This is a genomic window from Runella sp. R0.1_18, assembly GCF_057652155.1.
The window spans coordinates 237,251-259,022 of the sequence record NZ_JBYFCK010000008.1 but is presented as its reverse complement, the minus strand read 5'-3'; the positions used below and the strand labels follow the sequence as shown (position 1 = coordinate 259,022).

The window sequence follows — 21,772 nt, the reverse complement described above, 5'->3', positions numbered from 1 at the left end:
TCACTTACAATTCAATTACTGCTTTGATGACTCGGCTTTCAGGAAGAAGAAGCATTTCAAATGAGTCAATGAGTGAGTCGAACGAAACGCGATGAGAAACCCACGGGCGCGTATCGAGCGTTCCATCTTCCATGGCGGCAATGATACTGTGAAAGTCTTCAGGAAGCGCATTGCGGCTGGCTAAGAGGGTAACTTCTTTTCGGTGAAACTCAGGGTCGTTGAAACTTACTTCACCCTGAAAAAGTCCCACGAAAGTCAATCGACCGCCGTGGGCTACGTATTTGAAGGCTTGCATCATCGACGCTGGATTTCCTGTGGCGTCAAAAACTGCCGTTGGCAAATCACCGTCGAGTACTCCTCGAATGGCTTCAATGGGGTCGTTATCTTTTAATAAAACGGTTTCGTCCACCTTCAGTTGTTGTTTACAAAACGCCAACCGCCCTTCGTTCATGTCCATCACGGCGACTTTCGCCCCTTTGAGCTTGGCAAACTGAATCACGGACAGACCAATCGGCCCTGCTCCAATGACCAACACCAAGTCATTCGCCTTTACTTGCGCTCGATTAACGGCATGAGACCCTATTCCTAGCGTTTCAACCAACGCTAGTTGCTCATAGCTTAGACTTTTTGACGCATGTACTTTATGGGCGGGGACTTTCAAGTACTCGCGCATTCCTCCGTCGGAGTGTACCCCTAATACTTGAAGTTTCTCACAGCAGTTGGTTTTGCCATTGCGGCAAGCTTGGCATTTTCCACAATTGATGTAAGGCTCTACCGATACTTTATCGCCTACCGTCACGTTGTCAACACCCGTACCTATCGCCACTACCTCCGCTCCAAGTTCATGACCAAGGATACGAGGGTACGAAAAAAACGGTTGCTTCCCACGGAAAGCATGATAATCGGTACCACAAATGCCAATGCGATGAATTTTTAAAAGGACTTCGTTGTCTTGAAGTTGGGTATCAACGGCCGTGTCAGATTGTTGAAAATGGCCTGGATTAATCAGTGTTAAGGTCTTCACAAGATGTATTATTTAGGGGGTTACAAACCTAAAGAATCTTTATCAGACAACTTTACTGTTCCGTACTGAAACTTTCAATTTTTACTTGTTTCCAATCTCTATTGGGTTTTCGGTAAGAAGTTCAAGGGTTTTTTCAAGTCGTTTCGCCTCCAGCACTCCTACAACTCGCGCTTGCAACTGAAGATTTTGGTCAAAAAAAACAGTCGTTGGATAGCTCAATTTCCCCTTTTCGGTTCCTAGTACCTGTGCTAATTCGTGTACTCCCGTTTTCACACCTGTAGGTTTAAACTTGTATGTACGTTGTAGAAAAGTAAGAGGCTGAGTTTCCTCGGCATTCAGCCGAACACAATAAAATTTTCCTTGAAGTTTACTTGCAACACTAGCATCTGAAAATGTACGTAAATCCATCATTTTACAATACGTACACCAATCGGTATGAATAAACACCAATACAGGTCGGCGTTCTTTACGGAGGCTGTCTGTTAAGTCTTCAAACGATGTCCAAAGATTTGTTTGGGCTTGGGCTTCTACCGCCAAAAGCCCAAACAGACCAAAGAGTGCTATCCAAACGCGCTTTTTCATTTGAATAAATTGTATCTAACACCTGCAAAAAAGCGAATCCCTTGGTTGGGCGCATAGACGTAAGATGGGTCAAACGTCAACGCGTACGGGTTGTTTGGCGTAGCTACCACTTGCCCCGTTGCATCAAAGGTTACTCCTTTATCAAAGGGGTCAAAAGCGCGCGCAATAGCATCAGGCGTTGGGGTAAAATTGAGGAGATTTTTTACTCCCCCATAAATTTCCAACCCGTTGTTAAACTTCTTACCCAATTGGATATTTTGGAGACTCCACCAAGGCGAGTATTCTGGGCGTGGGTCAAGTGGCCCCAAGACAGGCAATTTCATCGGGCCGTACAAGTTTCCTGTGTAATCGACCGAGAGACCAATTTGAGGGAAAGTATATGACACTGACCACACGCCCGTAAATTTTTCGGTCAAAAGTTGGGTTTGTTTCACCAACGTTCCGCTGCCATCGTCTTCCCGCTGGAAAACGTCCATGAGTGTCCCACCAGTCATAATTTTAAGGCCATTGGCGAGTGAAAGGTCAATATTTAATGATAATCCGCGCGAAACGGCGTTTCCACTCAAGTTACTATAAATGATTTTGTTGGGGTCAGTTAAATAATCAGGGATAATTCGGTTATTGAAAAACGTATAAAACCCCGTCGCGTCTAGCCCTACATACCCACCGTTACCTAAGAAAAACTTCCGTACATAATTCACGTTTCCGTTCCAAGAACGTTCGGGCTTCAATTCTTCAGTAAACTCTACCTTACGGGCGCCCGTCAGAGCAGCGTGGTCTTCGGTAAATACATTGGCCACCCGATAGCCGTTACCTACGCTTGCCCGCAGTACGTTTTTCTTATCGGTGGAAGTCCATTTATAGTTAAAACGAGGGGTAAAGATGCTTCCGTGAATCGAATTATAATCATAGCGCGCTCCTAGCAATAGTTTATGATTGGCAGTGAGCGTGATTTCATCCTGTACAAACAAACCAGGCAAAAGCACTTTCGATGGCGCATTTGTATTATCAGCATAGGTTGCAGGGGTGTTATCATCATAAAATGTGTAACGTAAAGCCGTTCCGACTAACAAATCGTGGCGTTCTTTGAGTTTTTTATCCCACGTAAACTGCCCAAAACCAATGTATTGTTGCGCTTGGTATGGGGTTGTTCCGTAGTACGAGTCTTGCAAGTGCCCATTGGCCGAGAACTGAAAGGTTATCTTTTCTTTCATAGGCAATTGGTACGCCCCAATCACCTCCCAACGCTTGGTATTGATACTTTCGGCATAAATCTCGTTGCTACCACGGTATTTGGGCGTCCACTGAGTTTGTCCTCCCCAACGGTCTTCATACACATACCGTCCGCCGAGCGTAAAAACACGATTGTCTTTGCGGTCGATGCTAAACTTGTTGAAAAGGGAAATTCGGTTTTGTAGGGTAATATCGGTAAAACCATCACCATTTTTATCGGTAGGGCGTTGGAAGTTAAAATAGTTGAGCCCAAACAACGACTGGATTTTTTCGCCTAATTTATATTTCAACCCCAAGTCAGTGTTGAGCTCAGCCCATGAGGTTCCCATTACATCCACCGATACCAAAGGCGCAGACGACGGCTTTTTAGTAATAACATTGATCAAACCACCCACTGCTTCTGAGCCGTACAAGGTGGAAGCTGGACCTTTTACTACTTCTACCCGTTCGATTAACGCACTTGGAATACCGCTCAAGCCATACACCGTCGAAAGTCCCGATACAATGGGCATTCCGTCAATCATAATCATGGTGTAAGGGCCTTCCAAGCCGTTGATGTGAATGTCGCCTGTGTTACAAACGTTACAATTTAGCTGCGGACGAATCCCATTGATATTTTGCAGGGACTCAAACAAATTGGGGACAGGATTCCGCTTAAAAAACACAGGTGTATAAATTTCGACTGGAACGGGGCTATCTAACTTCGAGACTTCTTTCATCGTTCCTGTTACCACCACTTCGGCAAGGGAATTTTCTAGCTCGTCGGTCTGCAAGGTCAGTTCTTGGAAAAACTTAGCCTCCGAAATTATTACAGACTTGGTAATGGTGCGGTAACCTATCGCTGAAATCACCAACTGGTAAGAACCATACTTGACGTTTTTGATTTCAAATACCCCTTTTTCGTCGGTAGTAGTACCATATTGAGTATTTTTCAAAGCCGCCGTTCCAAATTCCAAGGGTTTACCTTTTACAGTAACTGTTCCTCGAATACTTCCAGTTTGTGCGAAAATAATGGTTGAGACTAGCAACGATGCTAGTAATAAGAAAAAATGTTTCATTGTAAGAATGCCGTTAGGAATGATATGAGCAGGCATTCGATGTCGTTTTCTGTTTTCACAGAACTACCGCGCCCTCGAAGTGCCGACGTAAAATGAAATGATACGAAAATGAGTCGATGACAACCACACGCAACGCGTGGGTGGCAGACAACAAATTTAAAAGGAGAGAGCCTTCATTTTGAAGGAAATAAATAAATGTACGCACACGCTCTTATCCGTTTGATAAAAACCGATTTTGCCCAGTTACGTCTGTGTGCTGATTAGTACGTACTACTTATTTCCCATCAAATCGAAGACTATGAGTGGGTAGTAGTTGGCGGCCCTCGAAGGGAGAAATCTCCAAAAAAAGGAGTTCGATAGGCTGCTAATAAGTAAAATGAGGTACGAGGAGCAAAGTTGACAACCAGCCGCTTCAAAACTACCAATGCCACCGATAGCGTAAGTGCGGCGTAGGTAGCGTTGGTCAACGAATCCAACAAAAACAATTCGTTTTTGGTATGGTCGTTGGGCTGAAAAGGCGAATTAGGATTGGAAGCTTTGTAAGGGTGAGCGTGGGTAATCACCTTTCCACTTGAGAGCTTGTGCGCATGGCGAAACACAATGCTATTGAGAAGCATCAAGGTGAATAACACCAAGAAGCCCTGCGCAATGGTTTGTCGTATGCGTTGATGAAACAGCATGAAGTGGATGAATATTTCGTAAATCTAACCAGTATCTACGAGAAAAAGTTTATCGCTCGCAAATAATTAGCGGTTTCTGCTGTTTTTTATACTTTCCCCCAATATTCTCTTGTAAACGTTCTATAAAACAAGTTTTTGAGGGGGACAGATAAACATTGAAGTCGGGATGTGGTTACGTTTTAACAAAAAGAGTAATTTTGATTTTGTTTATTTAATTTTGATTTTTGTATTTTTATAACACAAAGCAAAAACGCAATTGGTCATCATTTATTCGTTTTATAGGAACTCACGCAGAATACGACAAAATTGACTCAACCACTATTTAAACAATGACTCCCCTACTAAAAACTGAAGCTGAGTATAAGCAAGTAATGGCTGAAATTGAGACGTTTTTACAGAAAGCTACTCATAATGGAGGCTTTACAAGCCTTTCTCCCGAAGAAACAGAACGTCTCCGAAATTTATCTTTACAAGCAGAAGCTTACGAAGACGCTATCCCAATCATGCCTTTGCAAATCCCGACACCCCAAACGCTTTCTGACATGCTGAGTTTAAAAATGTTTCAGTTAAAATTGAAACAAAAAGACCTAGCAGCACTACTTGACATCACGCCTACCCGGCTCTCAGAAGTGATGACGGGCAAGCGTAAAGTCAACATGGATTTAGCTAAACGACTTTATCAAAAATTAGCCATCGACCCCGCGTTTATTTTAGAACATGCCTAAAACTCTTTCACTTTGTTTTTCTCTTTAAAATAACTTTCTAGGGCTTTTTCTCCAAAAACATAAAATACCACGGGCGTGACAACCATATCGAGTAGCGTACTAGAAATCAATCCTCCCAAAATAACCGTTGCCACGGGGTAAAGAATTTCTTTCCCCGCCGCTTGAGGGTCGAGCGTAAGTGGGATAAGCGCCAAAGCGGCCACTAGAGCCGTCATCAGCACTGGAACGAGGCGTTCGAGCGAACCACGGATAATCATCTCTTTCCCAAAATGCTCCCCCTCGTGTTCGACAAGGTGGATGTAATGCGAAATCATCATGATACCGTTGCGACTGGCAATCCCTGTCAGCGTAATAAAACCTACCAACGTTGCCACCGAAAATACTCCCCCTGAAATTAACACCGCTACGACACTTCCTACCAGTGCCAACGGGACGTTTAGCATAATTTGTAACACAATACGGCTTGATTTGAAATGGGTGAAAAGCACCAAGAAAATACTTACAATTGAAAGAAGGCTTAACAAACCTATGAGCTGCGTAGCTGACTCTTGACTCTCAATCAGCCCCGAATAAACGACATACGTACCTTGTGGAAGTTGCAACTTGCTCACTTTCTCCTTGATTTCGGCCACCGTACTTCCCAAATCCCGCTCTTGAACGTTGGCCGAAATCACCATGCGCCGCTGGGTATTTTCGTGCATGACTTGGTTAACGGTTACGGTTTGCTCAATGTCAGCAATCTGCTCCAAAGGCACCAATGTACCGTCGGGCGTACTGATTTGAGTGCTGCGAATGGCTTCGAGGTTGGAACGTTCGTGTTCGTTGGCACGGATGAGAATATCAAACGTTTTTTGTCCGTCGTACATTTGTCCCGTTACTTTTCCGTTGTAAAACACCTCCAGTTCCTCCGCCACTTTTCCTGCCTGCAATCCAAAACGTTGGAGCGCGTCGCGTTTGATACGAATCTGCAACTGAGGCACCATCACTTGGCGCTCAATGCTCAAGTCCACTACGCCCTCAATCCCCTGCATCAAGTTTTTGATTTGTCCTGCGGTCGTACGGAGTTCGGCTAAGTCGTTTCCGTAGAGTTTAAGCGCTATTTGCGCCTGCACTCCCGAAAGCAGGTGTTCAATTCGGTGTGAAATAGGCTGCCCCACACCAATGGTAACCCCCTTCATCACCGATAATTTTTTCCGAATTTCAGCAACGATTTCGTCCCGACTACGCTTACTTTCAGGTTTTAATTCGACTTCAATTTCTGACCTACTGACAGGTTCGACGTGTTCATCGAGTTCGGCCCGCCCCGTGCGGCGACTGGCATATTCTACTTCGGGGACTTCCAACATGAGTTTTTCGGCCAATGTCCCCAACCTATTCGATTCCTCCAACGAAGTACCAGGAGGAGCAATGAGGTTGATAGTAAACGAGCCTTCGTTAAAGGGTGGCAAAAACTCAGTCCCTAAAAAGGGAAGCGTACCAACCGAAACCACAATCAGCAAAACCGCCGCCCCAATAATAGCCTTGGGACGTTGGAGCGCCCAACTCAACAGTTTATTGTCTTGTTTTTTAAGCCAGCGGACGAGAGGAGTGTCGGCCCCCAACCCCCCAAAGGGGGCTTTATTATTTAAGCCCCCTTTGGGGGGTTGGGGGCTTGGTAGGGGGCTGAGTACACTACACAACACGGGCGTGACAGTAAGCGATACCAGCAACGAAGCGGTGATGGAAGTAATGTAGGCCAACCCCAACGGCGCAAAAATCCGTCCTTCGACGCCTTCCATAAAAAACAATGGCACAAATACGAGAACGACAATGATAGTGGCATAGACAATCGAATTACGCACTTCGGAACTGGCTTCATACACCACCCGAAGCGTTGATTTGGGATTACCTGCGGCTTGGTTTTCTTTTAAACGCCGAAAGACATTCTCAACATCGACAATGGCATCATCCACCAATTCGCCGATGGCAATGGCCAGCCCGCCCAACGTCAGGGTATTGATGGAAATATCAAACATTTGAAAAATAATGGCCGTCATTACTAACGACAACGGAATGGCTGTCAGCGTAATAAAAGTCGTACGGAGATTCATCAAAAACAGGAATAAAATCACCACCACCAATATAAACCCATCCCGCAATGCCTCGGTGACATTGCGAATAGAGTTTTCGATGAATGATTTTTGCTGGAAAATCTTTGGATTCAACGATACATCGCGCGGTAAGGCAGGCTGAAGTTCCTGACAGGCTTTCTCGACCTCGTCGGTCAAAGCCACGGTATTGGCGCCTGGTTGTTTTTCTACCGCCATAATCACCGCAGGCTTTCCGTTGATGCTCCCGTTGCCTCGCTTAAAAGCCGCTCCAAACTTTACATCGGCCACTTGTTTGAGTAACACAGGTTGGCCATTTCGGCTAGTTACGACCGTATTAGCCAAATCGTCCAGCGATTCCGCCCGCCCTACGTTTCGAATCAACACTTCCGAACCGTATTCGTAATAAAAGTTTCCTGTAGTATTGCGCGATGAAAGCGACAACGCCTTTTCCAATTCGTCGAGCCCTACGCCAAACTGCTTGAGTTTTACACTTGACACCTGCACTTGGTACTGTAAACGCTCGCCTCCAATCGGAATCACTTGTGCCACTCCTTTGATGGTCAGCAATCGGCGCCGAACGGTAAAATCGGCCAAGGTTCGAAGCTCAGCAGGCGAAGTACTGTCTGCACTCATTCCGACGTACATAAACTGCCCCATTACCGACGAGATAGGCCCCATGATGGGCTTAATTCCGTTGGGCAAAGTCACGGTTTGCAGCTTTTCGGCCACCAACTGCCGCGCACGGTAGATTTCAATATTCCAGTCAAATTCCACATAGACCATCCCCAAGCCGATTGCCGAACTGCTTCGCACCGACTCTACCCCTGGTGCGCCATTGAGGGCTGTTTCGACGGGTAATACAACTTGGGTTTCTATTTCTTCGGGAGCTAAACCGTTGGATTCTAAGAATATCGTCACGCGGGCACGGTTCAAATCGGGCAATACATCAATGGGCAGTCGAATCGCCGTATAGGTTCCTCCTACCAACAATATCCCCGCAAACGCCAATACAATCAGCCGATTGTTTAGCGAAAACTTTATTATTCTATCGAGCATATTACTGGTTTAGGAAAATCATTTTCAATTGATACGACGAAGACACCACGACTTTTTCTCCCGAATGAACTCCCTTCAAGAGGGTCGTATATTCTCCATTGTTATTTCCAATCGCTACATACGTCACTCTGAAACGCTCAGGCGACTCTTTTACAAAGACACAAGGTTTACCGTTGAGTTGACTTAAAGCGCTATTGGGCAAGGCCACCGTCTTATTTGTGTCGCTTGCTTGCGCCCGAACGGTCACGTATTCGCCAATTTTAAAGTCACCATCGGGATTTTCGACTTCAAAAAGCATTTTTTGCGATTGGTTGGCATTCACTACTTGCGCTGCCGACAATAACCGTACGCGGTTGGTTTTATGCTTTTCACTGTCCCGTTGGCATTCCACCTCGAAGCTTTTTCCTAGGCGAACCTTATCGGCATCTTGTTCAAACACCTGTGCTTCAACATATACTTTGCTGAGGTTGGTGATGGTAAAAAGCGTTTCGCCCGTTCCTACCGTCGAACCAATGGCCACCGCAAATGGTGCTACTACGCCCGCAATTGGTGCCGTAAGTGCGACCAAACGACTATTTCCTTTGCCATTTTTAGCTATATTGTTAAATATTTTAAGATTTTCCTGCGCCTTACGAAGTCGCGCTTCGGCTTCGGACATATCACGTTTGGCGGCAATGTCCTCAATTTTTTTTAGGCGCTCGTATTCTTTTTGAGCCGTCGCCAATTCCACCTCTAGGTTGTTGCGCTCGGCTTGCAGATTCACTTGCGTACTGGCGTCGATGGTCTGCTCTACTACGGCCAAGGTCTGCCCTTTCGCGACGCGTTGTCCAACGCGGGCATTGAGCGACACAATACGCCCTACTTGCGGCGTCTGCACCACCGCCATCCCCGTTGAGGCAGGAATTACTGTTCCATAAAGCTGGGTAGTTTCACGGAAGTTGCCCGCTTGAACAGGATTGGTGAGTACTTCAAACAAGAATTGAGTTTCCTTTGGCACTTCAAACTCATCGCCCATGGCAGCGGGAGTTTGTTTACTTCCGTCCCCGTGGTCGTGGCCATCGTCTTGGGCTTGGCTAGGTTGGTAGGTTGGAAAAAGGCAAGCGCCGATGAGAAGAATCGAAAAAAGGGTTCGATTTTTTCTCATGGCCAAAAACATGACTAATAAACCTATAACAAGCCCCCCACCGAACATCACCCACATTTGCCATTGGCCTGTTTGCCCATTGGCTTCTTCGTGCGAATGCTCCGATTCATCATGCCCCACCAATACCCCTTTGAGCATCATCAAATCAGGCCCATTGATGCCTTCTATTTTAGCGGTCAACGAAAACGTTCTTTCCCGACTAAAGTGCGACGTAATTTCATATACGCCAGCCTCTTTGGGTTTTACATCAAATTTTGCCTTTGAATCAAGCGAAGTAGAAAGAAGTATTTTGGCATTACTAATAGGCTGATTGGTAGCGGGGTCGGCTAGGTAAAGCATCAATTTTCCCGCTTCATTGGCATGAAGATGTTCGTATTTAAGCACCAACTCATAGCGATCCGATACCGCCTCCACTTTTTTCACTTTGATGGTTTCAGCCGCAGGTTCATGTGCTCCGTGGTCATGATCATCGTGCATGGTCCCATCGGCGTGCATGTGCTGAGCATAAGTAAAGCTCCCAATCCCCCAAAGGAAGCATATCAACAGACAAATATGTTTATTTAAAAAGGGCAGGGGTTTATCTATCTTTTTCATAAATTTCCTGTTAAGTGTTGTATGGTCAAAATCGACTGAAAATAATTACGTTGCGTTTCGATGTAGCGAAGTTTGATGGTGTAAGCATCGTTGGTCGTTCGTAGAAAGTTAATGTAGTCGGTTTGACCATTTTCAAAAAAACGACGGGCTGTTTCGATAATCGTATTGGCTTGTAGTAGGGCCACACTTTGGTAGTACATCAGTGACGTTCGAAATTTGGCTGCCTCATTTTGAGCCATTTGTAAGTCGAGTGATAGTAACTGTTTTTGTGACTCCGTCCGCTCATGGGCGACTTCTTGCGCCGTTTGGGCAGCCTCAATTCGGCTTTTGTATTGCTTCCACCAAAGCGGGATACTCACCCCTGCCCGCAGACGAAGCCCCATCCGAGTTTCTGGCGTTCCTTGATTGTAATAACCTACCATAAAACTGGGCAGTCGACTGCTTTTTTCTACGCCAACTACCTTTTGACCAACCACTTCCATTTGCTTTGCCATTTCCACAAGCGGAGCAGCCCCCACATCGCCTACGGTATCTATAGGCAGCGGCATTTTGTCCATCGGAAGTACTGCTACCTCTGGCGCGAGCGCATTCCCCATCAATACCCCTAGTTGATTTTTTTGCAAGATTACCTCTTGAGTAGCCATCGCCACTTGGTTACGGAGTTCCGCCGCTTGCGTTTCTGCAAATACCAACGCCAGCTTGTCGATGGTACCTACTTCAAAGCTTCTCTTTGCGGCAATGGCGATTTGAGCGTAAGCGCTGTCCTGACTTTGAAGTTGTCGAAGGTACGACTGCCCAAATTGCGCATTGAGATACGTCCATTTTACCCGAAACTTCAACTCATTTTCGGTGATTTTTTGCTCTTTTTGAGCCAATCCTACGTATGCTTGCTGTAATTGTGCTTGCTGGTGATAAACCGTAGGCAAACGAAAACTTTGCTGCACTCCCAAGGTATAAAATACCCCCGTAGGACTATCGAACGTCAGTTCAGGATTAGGAATCGTTCGGGTGGAATGAATGAGTTGCTCGTTTTGCTTTATCACCAAACTCGAAGCTTTCAACGCATGGCTGTTTTTGAGCGCTGCTTCCACCGCTTCGTCGGGCGTCAGAGTACGTTGCGACCACGCCCAAGTACTCAACAACCACCCAAGTCCAACCGTCAAGGCTGACTTTTGCCAATAAGTGTTCATCAAAAATGAAGGTTTGATTTAAAAACTGAGAAAAAGTAAGAGGCAAGTGGGCAAATTGCCCATTTGTACATTTTTCTTTGTTTCTAAATCAAAAAGCACTGCACCAGCGCGAGAAGAAAACGCCCGTACGTTCGTCGAAAAACGTAGGGTGGTTCAAAAAAAGCAGTACGTATCTCGCCCGTTTGGGCAAGGTGAGTCTTGTAGAAAAATGTAGCAAAAGAGGGAATAAAAGGAGCAAAAACCGTAGAGGAAAACGCCAAGGCTTTGGTCGTAACTTCGGCATAACAATCCACAAAGTTGACTTGCCCTTCTTCTTCATGGGTCTGAAAACCCGAAGCGGCCGCGTGGTGGTGGTGATGATGTTCGTCTTCGTGCTGTTGGTGTTCACACGACGTTTCGGCCCAGCTTGAAATTATATGTCGATGTGTTCCATGCTCCTGGCACGAATGTTCCAGCACGCCATAGCCATTGCCTGCCCAAAGGGCCAGCAGCGCCATTATCAATGCCAAAAACTGTTTCAGAAGCTTTTTCATCAAAACCGATTTTTAGCAAAAATAAATCAAAAGCGCGTGCAACAGGGTTTCAGGTAGCAAAAAGCATAAAATAAGTCTGTCAAAACCTCTTGCGTTTTAGTATAATTGCACCAAAAGATAACTCCTAAACGACCATGACAATTCTCGGCTTTCCTGTATTAGTACTTGCAAAAATCCTGTTTGCCGCTTTCAATGGCATCTTATTTACCCAATCGGGTCTTGATAAGGTTTTCCATTACCAAGGCAACCTCGACTATTTTAAAGACCATTTTAAAAAATCACCGTTGGCTTCCAGCGTTGGCGCGCTGATGCCTGCCATTACCTTGCTTGAGACATCGGCAGGATTGGTATCCTTGGTTGGCGTAGTGCTTTTGCTGCTCGGAAGCGATCTAGCCGACGTGGTGGCTGCTTCGGGCATGTGTCTGGGGGGAGTTTCGCTAGTGTGCTTGTTTTTTGGGCAACGGCTGGCGCAAGATTACGCAGGGGCTGCTTCGCTTGTACCCTATTTTTTGATGGCGGCGGGAGGACTGGTCTTATATACTTTCTAAGAATCGGGTTGTCAGCAACCCTAAGCACGAAAAAAAGAGGGTTGTAAGCAACCCTCTCCACTATTTACTACAAAATCTCGTAATTCAAAACTCTCCTACTTCACTCGGTTGGTTTTCCACTTGCTTTTTGTCGCTACGGGAGCCATTGTAGTAGCGCTGGTAGGTTGTTGGGTTTGATTCATTAAATAGGCCACCAACGCTGCCGCTACTTCGATTTCTTCCTGATTGGCCTCTTTTTTAAGAACTTCGGGGGTAAAGTAGTGCTTGACAAAATGCGTATCGAAGTTGCCAGAAGTAAACGCCTCGTGCAGCATCACAAAACGGCAAAATGCAAGAGTTGTTTGTACTCCAGTGATTTCATATTCGTCAATAGCCCTTACCATTTTATCAATCGACTCCTGACGTGTCGCCGCGTGAGTGATGAGTTTAGCAATCATGGGGTCATAATAAATCGGGATGTCCATGCCTTGTTCAAAACCATCGTCCACCCGAACGCCATTTCCTTGCGGACGCACGTACGTTTTTAGATTTCCAACGTCGGGCAGGAAGTTATTCGTTGGGTCTTCGGCATACACCCGAATCTCCATCGCGTGTCCGTTGATTTCAAGATTTTCTTGCTTGAGTTGAAGTTCTTGACCTTCGGCAATATAAATCATCTGACGTACCAAGTCAACGCCCGTAATCATCTCCGTCACGGGGTGTTCTACTTGGAGACGCGTATTCATTTCGAGGAAATAAAAATTCAGCTTATCATCGACGATGAACTCCACCGTACCCGCGCCATAGTACCCGCATGAACGGGCTACGTCCACAGCACATTTCCCCATTGCTTCCCGAATTTCGGGGGTAAGGCACGAGGATGGCGCTTCTTCCACTACTTTTTGGTGACGACGCTGTACTGAACACTCCCGCTCAAAAAGATAAATAATATTCCCATGTTGGTCGCCCAATACCTGAATTTCGATATGACGCGGCGAGGCCACGTACTTTTCAACAAACACCGCTCCGTCGCCAAAAGCCGAAATAGCCTCACTCACGGCGCGCTCCATTTGCTCGTCAAATTCCGCTTCATTTTCGACAATGCGCATTCCTTTTCCTCCCCCTCCCGCACTTGCCTTAATCAAGACAGGATACCCAATTTGTCCCGCAATGACCTTGGCCTCCGCGCGATCGGTTACGGCATCGGGTGTGCCAGGTACCATTGGAATGTTGTATTTAGCCGCCGCCCGTTTTGCGGATAATTTATCGCCCATGATTTCGATACTTTCTGCCGAAGGTCCCACAAAAATGAGGCCCGCGTCCTTGACCATCTGCGAGAATTTGGCATTCTCCGACAAAAAGCCGTACCCTGGATGAATAGCATCAACGCCCAATTTTTTACATACGTCAATGATTTTATCTCCCCGTAAATACGACTCCGAAGAAGCCGCAGGGCCAATACATACTGCCTCGTCGGCATAGCGTACGTGCAAAGCATGACGATCGGCTTCACTGTAAACGGCTACCGTTTTAATGCCCATTTCGCGGGCAGTCCGCATCACCCGAAGGGCAATTTCCCCACGGTTAGCGACCAGAAGTTTGTTGATTTTGCGCATGAACAGCTAGGTATTTTTCTATAAAGGCACCGAAAGTTACAACATATCGTTTAGTGTCATAAAATTATCTTGGTAAAACAGTATAGCTACTGATTCCCGTACTTCACCGCCGTTCCTGCCATGACAAAACCTTGGTAATCTTTTCCTGTGTAATATTGGTATTTGACGTTTACGATGGCATGAGCGCCCATGCTTGTCGCCTGAATGATCAATTGATCAAGCAAAGCCTTTTTTTGTTCTTCGTCATTGCCACGGTATAGCATTCGTCCGCCTTTGGTTTGCTGGTTACTCAACGGCACTTCCTTTTCTACTTTCACGGGGCCAATGGGGGTGTAAACCCGCGTTGTAGGCTGATTTTCGTAAAATACATCAATCGGATAAGTGGCATCGGCCAACTTAATCGGAATCCCTAGGCCGCCATCAGGGGTTGTTACAGGTCGCGCACACGAAAATGCACCCAGCAAAATGACTACCAAATACGTAAAAGGAAAAAGTTGTCGAAGAAATCTCATGGTTCAATTTTTCTAAAGTTTGCAACGGGAAACGTCATTGTAAAGTTTTTTACAACCAATACTCCCCACGGTTTGAAAGGAGCAATGTCAGGAAACAAGGCCGCATTTACGTTGATGTCGGTCAGTTTTCCAAAATAAGCCTTTCCTTTCGCGCTAGGCTGCGTCAATACCCACTCGTCGCGGAGTTGCTGCGTAATGCGCAAAGGCAAAAAGGCCGTTGTTAAAGGAAACGAAAAATTCCCTCGGCGTATTGTCGCTTCAAAGAAGGAGGAATTTCCCTGTTTTGCCACCAACTTGTCGGTACGGTCATCAAGGGCTTGAAAGTCAAAATCACACAATTCTTTGGGAATCCCCCAATTTTCGATGCCGTTCCAGACACTATTTGCGTCAGAAACATAAATTTTTGAAATCGAAAACGTGTTTTTTTCCAACAGTTCAAATACCCCTGGAATAAACAACAATTCGCGGTAAGGACCAATAGGGGTAGTATGGTAATCGACCAGCATCATACTTGCCAGTAATCCTTTATAGTTATCTCTTTGATAATCAAACAAAAAACACTTTTCTCTAACAAATTTTTCAGGCAAACGGTACAAGAAAATATAGCCATTTCCTGTCAACGACCACGGGGCAGGAGCCACGATAGAAGGCGGCGGGAGAGATACAGTTGAAAGCATATTTTTTATTAAAAAAGGAGCTTCAGAGAGCAATTTGTAATATTTCCAAGAAAGATATAGACAAAACAGGCAACATAAAAAATAGAGGTACTTGTTTAACAAAAAAAATGGTACGAAATTTGTCACCGCTTTTCTGAGCAAATTATTTTTATGAAACAACGGAAACTTTACACACGGTTTTTTTCTGCGGCGCTGGCCTTATTGTTGCTTTTTACGGCAACAGCGGGACAAGCATTGTCGCTCCGTAAAGTTAGTCCGAAAAAGCCCGTTGCCGAACAAACTGCTAAAAAACAACAAAACAACGACGAGCGTCCTGTCATTCAGGCAATGTCGTTGGAGGCCGTAGTAGCTCCCGCTATTTCGTTTGATTTTGAGCAAACCTTCTACCTACTCCCAAGTATTTGGTACATCGAACTTCCTTCGGTCAGTCTTCTTCCGAAGCGATTTGATGTTTTCTACTATTTTTTCTCCTTTTTCCGAAACGTCTTCGGCCACTTTATTGCTAGCAACGCCCCCTAAGGAACGCTGTCGTTGCTGTTTTGTGCCTATGGTGTCCAATTTAGACAGGTAGGGCAAAACTGTATCTCCGTATTTTATTCCTTTTTATTGTTCACCTTCTCGAAAACATCCTTTCGGGAAACACAAATTCAATTATTGTAAACCAATTTTATCAATCATAAACTAATGCAAAACAGACTTGGTATTTGGATTTTGACGGTGGTAGTAGCGCTTTTGAGCATTTACTACTTGTCATTTACGTTTGTAGCGCGCAGCATCCGTAGCGATGCAGAAGCGTTTGCTACTGGAAAAGACGGTGTCGTTGACACCAAGAAAAAAGAACGCTATTTAGATTCTCTTCGCCGCGAGCCTGTTTATTTAGGTTCTACGTATCAAGAAGTAACACAACGCGAACTTGGCTTAGGTCTTGACCTTCAAGGCGGTATGCACGTGGTATTGGAAGTAGCTCCTACCGATATTATGAAAGGTTTGGCAGGTGGCAATGCCCGCAATAGCCAAGTAACAGAAGCCTTGAAAAAAGCCGTTGAAGCTCAGAAATCAAGCCAATCTAACTTCGTTGATTTGTTTGTAACTGAATTTAAGCGTTTGGCGCCTTCCACTTCATTGGCACAAATTTTTGCGAACAGCACCAACCGTGGCAAAATCAACAGTACTTCTTCTGACAGTGAGGTAACCGCTTTCTTAAAAACAGAAGTAGATGGTGCTACTAGCCGTGCGTTCCAAATCATCCAACAACGGGTGGACAAATTTGGGGTTGCTAACCCGAACATTCAGCGTTTGCCAGGAACAGGCCGCATCCTGATTGAGTTGCCTGGGGTAGATGATCCTGAGCGTGTGCGTCGCCTTTTGACAGGTTCTGCCAAATTGGAATTCTGCGAAGTATATACACTTAACGAAATTTCTCCTGCCCTTAATTCACTCGGCGCTTACTTGACACAGTTGGATTTGGAGAAAAAGATTGCTACCAAAGGTTCTGCTGCTGCTGACACTAGTAAAGCATCTGACCTTGCATCACAATTGGCTAAAGGAGCAAAAACGGATACGACCAAAACAGACACGACGGCCAACCAAACTGGTTTGGCGAGCTTGTTTGTGCCTATTTCACAAGGCGAACTAGGCGTATATGCCAAAGATACCGCTCGTGCTAACGAAATTTTGGCTCGCCCAGAAGTAAAGGCAATGTTCCCATCAGACTTAATCGTTATGTGGAACCGTAAAGGTGTAGAAACACTTGATAAGCGTAACGAAATTATTGGTGTTTATTTCATCAAAAAATCAGGCGGTAAAGCACCACTTGAAGGAGATGTGATTGTGGACGCTGGCAATGACTATGATGATCGTGGCCGCCCAGAAGTAACCATGCGCATGAATGCCGAAGGTGCCCGTAAATGGAAAAACCTTACTGCCGCAAACGTAGGTCGCCAAGTAGCAATCATCCTCGATGGTTTTGTTTATACAGCGCCTAACGTCCAAAACGAAATCCCGAACGGAAACTCAAGCATCACAGGAAGCTTTACCGTAGAAGAAACCAAGGACATGTCCAACGTGTTGAAAGCAGGTAAATTGCCAGCTCCAACTACCATCGTTGAAGAAGCGGTTGTGGGTGCAACCCTTGGTAGCGAATCAATCAACTCGGGGGTAATCTCGTCATTGGTTGGATTATTGGTCGTATTGGTATTTATGTTGTTCTATTACAACAAATCTGGTTTTATTGCCGACATCGCCTTGGTTATTAACCTGTTCTTCTTGATGGGTATCATGGCCTCTTTGGGTGCGGTTCTTACACTTCCTGGTATTGCAGGTATTGTGCTTACAATTGGTATGGCCGTCGATGCCAACGTACTTGTATATGAGCGTATTAAAGAGGAATTACTTTCGGGCAAAGACTTAAAACTTGCAATAGCAGATGGTTTCAAACATGCCCTTCCTTCTATCTTAGACTCAAACATTACGACCTTACTTACAGGTGGGATTTTGTTCTTCTTAGGTACTGGTCTTATTCTTGGTTTTGCTACTACCCTCGTGATTGGTATTGTAACCTCACTTTTTGCGGCGCTATTTGTATCACGCATTATTTTAGAGTGGTGGGTTGGCAAAGGAAACAAAATTGAGTTTTTCTCTAATTTCTCAAAAAATTGGTTCCAAGACACACATTTTGATTTTATCTCTCGCCGTCGTGTTTATTACACGATTTCATCGGTGATTGTCGCAGCGGGTATTATCTCCATGATTTTCAAAGGATTTGGTCTCGGTGTTGATTTCAAAGGTGGACGTAGCTACGTCGTACGTTTTGAAAAATCAGTGACTACAACTGAGGTCAGAGAAGCTTTGACTGAACCATTTGGTGCTGCACCAGAAGTAAAAACATACGGTGGAACGGGTATCGGTGCCAACGAACAGGTAAAAATCACGACCAGTTATTTGGCCGAAGACACTGCTCCTGACTCCGATAAGCGTGCTGAACTTAAACTTAACGAAGGTCTAAGCAAAATCGGGAATAAAGCAACCATCCAAAGCTCGCAAAAAGTAGGACCAACGATTGCCCATGACCTTATCATGAGTTCATTGAAGTCTATCTTGCTTGCCGTGTTGATTGTGGGGATTTATATCTTCCTTCGTTTCCGTAAGATGGGCTTTGTGTGGGGTTCTGTGGTGGCATTGTTCCACGACGTACTCGTTACATTGGCCGTTTTCTCTATTTTCAACGGAATTCTTCCCTTCTCATTGGACGTTGACCAAGCTTTTGTGGGTGCGATGTTGACAATCATGGGTTACTCGATGAACGATACCGTCGTAATCTTTGACCGCGTACGTGAATACCTCAATGACAACCGTGGTAAAAAAGAGAATATCTCAACAGTTATCAACAATGCCTTGAACAGTACACTTAGTCGCACAGCAGTAACAGGTATTGCCACGATTTTGGTACTCCTTATTCTCTTCCTATTTGGCGGAGAGGTAATTCGTGGATTCTCCTTCGCCATGTTGATTGGGGTTATTGTAGGTACTTATTCTTCATTGTTTGTGGCAACTCCTATTGTGGTTGACTCGCTTACGCGTGCACAAGAAAAAGAAGATAGCCTTCCAGCTGATGCCAAAAAAGCTACTCCAACTCGCCTTATCTCTGACTTCCCAGATGGTGTAGGTGAATTGGAAGCTCCGCAAGACGAAGAGCAACAAGAAAAGCCTAAAAAAGAGAAAAAAGCGCCTTTGATTAAGCCTTCTTTGAAAAAATAAGAAGTTTCTAACCGAACGAGGTATATTTAGTATAAACCTCGTTCGGCTTAACACCAAACAAAAAACGGAAGGCGATGCCTTCCGTTTTTTGTTTGGTTGTGTTGTTAGCTAGTCAATGCTTTTGTGAAGACTATTATAGTATCCTGCAAAAACTGCACTTTGGATAAGTGTACCAACAATACCCGTCAATACATCACCAAAAGTGAACAATAATACTACAATCAAAACATAGAATGTAATCAACACCCCTGGACCAACTTCTTGTTCCTTATGAGCTTCCATTGAAATCAATGTTTGAGTGGTTGAAGAAAAATATCGCCGCAATTTAGGCAAAAAAACGTTCGACGCCCTTCTCCTTTTGCGATTTATTCTCCCAATGCTTTATTGAGTGCTTGCTCCCAACGGGCATAATTTTCTGCATAGACTGCGCGAAGTGCCTCATTTGGCTCAAAAGTTGCGATTTGATTTAAACCTTCAAATGCCGACTTCACGTCGTAAACCCCTACGCCAATTCCTGCCGCACGCGCTGCTCCTTGCGCTCCGTCGGTGTCGTACAGTTCGATAGTAGCGCCTGTTGTATTAGCAAAGGCTTCGCGGAAAAGTGGACTCAAAAACAAGTTGGCATGGCCCGCCCGCACCGTCTGTGTTTCTACGCCCATTTGGCTCATTACTTGTAATCCGTAATTAAGTGCAAAGACGATTCCCTCTTGAGCAGCTCGGAAAACGTGCGCCGACGAATGGGTATTGAAGTTTAGCCCTTGTAAATGGCCTCCTACCAAGCGGTTTTCCAAGACACGTTCGGCTCCGTTTCCAAATGGCAAAAATGTGAGTCCTTCCGCTCCGATAGGTGTTTGGGCTGCCAGCTGATTCATTTCATCATAACCCAGTCCACCTGCAAAACGACGCACCCAACTGTTCAAAATTCCCGTTCCGTTGACGCACAACAATACCCCGTTGCGCTGGGCCTCTGGTGTACTGTTGACGTGGGCAAAGCTATTTACCCTCGAAAGTGGATCAGCAGTAGGCTGGGCGTTGATTCCATATACTACCCCCGACGTTCCTGCCGTGGTGGCTACTTCCCCAGGGTTGAGAACATTGAGTGAAAAAGCATTATTGGGCTGATCCCCTGCGCGATAGGCGATTGGGATGCCTGCTTTGAGCCCTAGTTCTGCCGCAGCCGATACCGAAAGTTGGCTTTGAGGAGCAAATGTCCCGACGATTTCTGGAATAAATGAGTTGTCAAATCCGTAATAATCCAATAATGCCTGCGATACTTTTTGCTCCGCAAAATCCCAGAAAATCCCTTCTGACAAGCCCGAAACGGTCGTTTGAGGCGTACCCGACATCCGAAGTGCTAGGTAGTCACCTGGGAGCATAAAGTGCCGAATTTGCCCATAAATATCAGGTTCGTTATCTTTCACCCATTTGAGCTTCGACGCGGTAAAGTTGCCAGGAGAGTTCAACAAACGCCCCAAACAAGCATCGCCTCCCATATCGGCAAATGCTTTGTTTCCAATTTCAACGGCGCGGCTATCGCACCAAATAATGGATGGGCGCAACGGGCGCAGGTCTTTATCGACCACCACCAAACCGTGCATTTGATAAGAAATCCCAATCCCTGCGACCAAATCAGCCGAAAAGCTGTATTTGTTTTTGAGTTTGTGCGTGGCATTTACGGCTTCTTGCCACCAGCTATCTGGATGCTGCTCTGCCCAGCCAGCACGGTGGGCAATCATGCCCATTTCTTGGTCAGGAGACGTGGCAGTGGCTACCGCTTTTCCCGTTTCAATGTCTAATAAAGCAACTTTTACCGACGAGCTGCCTACGTCATAGCCTAAAAGATATTTCACTGATATGTTTGATTTTGATGTTTACGATAAAGGAAAAGTTGTTATTTTCGTAGAAAAAATTATCCAAAACAAATGCTTGATTTTTTTACTACCGAACGATTGATTTGGATTGGAGCCATTTACCTCGTGTTGTGCTTATTGGCCTACTTTATTCAACACAAATTTATCTTTAAACCCGAAAAACTCCCGCAAGATTTTATTTATAATTACGAAGATTCCTTTGAAGAACTGTTTTTTGAACCCGAACCCAATGTCCGCATCAACGCACTTCGCTTTTACCAAGACGACATTTCCCGAGGACTCGTGGTCTATTTTCACGGCAATACGCGAAGCATCAAGGGCTGGTCAAAATACGCCAAAGATTTTACCCAACACGGCTATGACGTTCTGATGATTGATTACCGAGGCTTTGGAAAAAGTACAGGAAAACAAACCGAAGAAGGGCTCAAAAACGATGCACAGCACATCTACAACAAAATGCGCTCTAAATACGGTTACTCCGAAGAGAAAATCATCATTTATGGACGCTCCTTGGGGTCGGGTTTTGCCACAAAACTGGCCTCGGCCAATCACCCAAAAATGCTTATTTTAGACGCTCCTTACTACAGTTTTACTCGCCTCACTACCCGCTTTTTACCTTTTTTGCCCGTCTCTTACATTCTCAAATTTTCAATTCGTACTGATGTCTGGATTCGTTACGTCAAATGCCCCATTTATATCATTCACGGTACGAAAGATCTTCTTATTCCGTTTCGTTCGAGTGTACGGTTGATGAACCTCATTCCCCAATCGGCTCGCCTTATTCCGATTTACGGTGGCGGGCACAACAACCTCCCGAATTTCCCAGATTATCACCGCCATTTGGAGGACATTCTCAACGACCGTTTTGATTTGATTTTTGATAAATACGAAAAGCCGTTTTGAT

General features: G+C 45.3%; 18 protein-coding genes. 5 read left to right on the top strand and 13 right to left on the bottom strand.

The genetic code is table 11. The features are described from left to right. Positions 1-4: 4 nt before the first annotated feature. The 4 genes from AC23P2_RS16435 to AC23P2_RS16420 all read right to left on the bottom strand — a co-directional run bounded on the left by AC23P2_RS16435 (position 5) and on the right by AC23P2_RS16420 (position 4,577). A complete protein-coding gene (locus AC23P2_RS16435; protein WP_487774202.1) occupies positions 5-1,024 on the bottom strand; it encodes a zinc-binding alcohol dehydrogenase family protein in 1,020 nt (339 codons plus the stop codon). A gap of 81 nt (positions 1,025-1,105) precedes the next feature. Beyond that, complete coding sequence (locus AC23P2_RS16430; RefSeq protein WP_487774201.1) at positions 1,106-1,606, bottom strand: thioredoxin family protein; 501 nt, start codon at positions 1,604-1,606, stop codon at positions 1,106-1,108. Beyond that, positions 1,603-3,897 (bottom strand): TonB-dependent receptor, encoded by a 2,295-nt coding sequence (locus AC23P2_RS16425; protein ID WP_487774200.1) that lies wholly within the window; start codon positions 3,895-3,897, stop codon positions 1,603-1,605. Before AC23P2_RS16425 ends, AC23P2_RS16430 begins: the two co-directional genes overlap by 4 nt. Before the next feature lie 296 nt (positions 3,898-4,193). Continuing rightward, positions 4,194-4,577: a hypothetical protein gene (locus tag AC23P2_RS16420; protein WP_487774199.1), complete on the bottom strand. Its 384-nt coding sequence runs from the start codon at positions 4,575-4,577 to the stop codon at positions 4,194-4,196. Positions 4,578-4,906: 329 nt separating this feature from the next. Here AC23P2_RS16420 and AC23P2_RS16415 point away from each other — a divergent pair, with 329 nt between their 5' ends. Beyond that, positions 4,907-5,302, top strand: coding sequence for a helix-turn-helix domain-containing protein (locus tag AC23P2_RS16415; RefSeq protein ID WP_028523628.1), 396 nt, complete (start codon positions 4,907-4,909; stop codon positions 5,300-5,302). Here the strand turns inward: AC23P2_RS16415 and AC23P2_RS16410 are convergent. The 4 genes from AC23P2_RS16410 to AC23P2_RS16395 form a co-directional block, all read right to left on the bottom strand. Next, on the bottom strand, positions 5,299-8,448 hold the full coding sequence (locus AC23P2_RS16410; protein WP_487774198.1) for an efflux RND transporter permease subunit: 3,150 nt from the start codon (positions 8,446-8,448) through the stop codon (positions 5,299-5,301). The genes AC23P2_RS16415 and AC23P2_RS16410 overlap by 4 nt on opposite strands. Before the next feature lies 1 nt (position 8,449). Then, positions 8,450-10,186, bottom strand: a complete 1,737-nt coding sequence (locus AC23P2_RS16405) for an efflux RND transporter periplasmic adaptor subunit (RefSeq protein WP_487774197.1) — start codon at positions 10,184-10,186, stop codon at positions 8,450-8,452. Continuing rightward, the gene (locus AC23P2_RS16400) at positions 10,183-11,376 is read right to left on the bottom strand and encodes a TolC family protein (RefSeq protein ID WP_487774196.1); all 1,194 of its coding nucleotides are present in this window, start codon (positions 11,374-11,376) and stop codon (positions 10,183-10,185) included. The genes AC23P2_RS16405 and AC23P2_RS16400 overlap by 4 nt, the downstream gene beginning before the upstream one ends. Before the next feature lie 83 nt (positions 11,377-11,459). Next, positions 11,460-11,909, bottom strand: a complete 450-nt coding sequence (locus AC23P2_RS16395) for a hypothetical protein (protein ID WP_487774195.1) — start codon at positions 11,907-11,909, stop codon at positions 11,460-11,462. Positions 11,910-12,043: 134 nt separating this feature from the next. On the opposite strand from AC23P2_RS16395, the gene AC23P2_RS16390 reads away from it, so the two are divergent. Next, entirely contained in the window at positions 12,044-12,457 is a 414-nt protein-coding gene (locus AC23P2_RS16390; protein ID WP_487774194.1) for a DoxX family protein, read from the top strand. A 95-nt stretch (positions 12,458-12,552) separates the two neighbouring features. Here AC23P2_RS16390 and accC read toward each other — a convergent pair whose 3' ends face one another. The 3 genes from accC to AC23P2_RS16375 all read right to left on the bottom strand — a co-directional run bounded on the left by accC (position 12,553) and on the right by AC23P2_RS16375 (position 15,241). After that, the gene (accC, locus tag AC23P2_RS16385) at positions 12,553-14,052 is read right to left on the bottom strand and encodes an acetyl-CoA carboxylase biotin carboxylase subunit (RefSeq protein WP_487774193.1); all 1,500 of its coding nucleotides are present in this window, start codon (positions 14,050-14,052) and stop codon (positions 12,553-12,555) included. 86 nt (positions 14,053-14,138) lie between these two features. Then, the gene (locus AC23P2_RS16380; protein ID WP_487774192.1) at positions 14,139-14,564 is read right to left on the bottom strand and encodes a heavy metal-binding domain-containing protein; all 426 of its coding nucleotides are present in this window, start codon (positions 14,562-14,564) and stop codon (positions 14,139-14,141) included. Continuing rightward, positions 14,561-15,241, bottom strand: coding sequence for a hypothetical protein (locus AC23P2_RS16375; RefSeq protein ID WP_487774191.1), 681 nt, complete (start codon positions 15,239-15,241; stop codon positions 14,561-14,563). Before AC23P2_RS16375 ends, AC23P2_RS16380 begins: the two co-directional genes overlap by 4 nt. A 150-nt stretch (positions 15,242-15,391) precedes the next feature. On the opposite strand from AC23P2_RS16375, the gene AC23P2_RS16370 reads away from it, so the two are divergent. Both AC23P2_RS16370 and secDF read left to right on the top strand, forming a co-directional pair. Then, entirely contained in the window at positions 15,392-15,760 is a 369-nt protein-coding gene (locus AC23P2_RS16370; protein ID WP_487774190.1) for a hypothetical protein, read from the top strand. A gap of 165 nt (positions 15,761-15,925) precedes the next feature. After that, entirely contained in the window at positions 15,926-18,997 is a 3,072-nt protein-coding gene (secDF, locus tag AC23P2_RS16365; protein ID WP_487774189.1) for a protein translocase subunit SecDF, read from the top strand. Between the two features lie 108 nt (positions 18,998-19,105). On the opposite strand, the gene AC23P2_RS16360 is transcribed toward secDF, so the two are convergent. Continuing rightward, positions 19,106-19,279, bottom strand: coding sequence for a hypothetical protein (locus AC23P2_RS16360; protein ID WP_487774188.1), 174 nt, complete (start codon positions 19,277-19,279; stop codon positions 19,106-19,108). A gap of 83 nt (positions 19,280-19,362) precedes the next feature. Then, positions 19,363-20,847 (bottom strand): xylulokinase, encoded by a 1,485-nt coding sequence (locus AC23P2_RS16355; RefSeq protein WP_487774187.1) that lies wholly within the window; start codon positions 20,845-20,847, stop codon positions 19,363-19,365. A 72-nt stretch (positions 20,848-20,919) separates the two neighbouring features. On the opposite strand from AC23P2_RS16355, the gene AC23P2_RS16350 reads away from it, so the two are divergent. Further along, on the top strand, positions 20,920-21,771 hold the full coding sequence (locus AC23P2_RS16350) for an alpha/beta hydrolase (protein WP_487774186.1): 852 nt from the start codon (positions 20,920-20,922) through the stop codon (positions 21,769-21,771). Position 21,772: the final 1 nt, after the last annotated feature.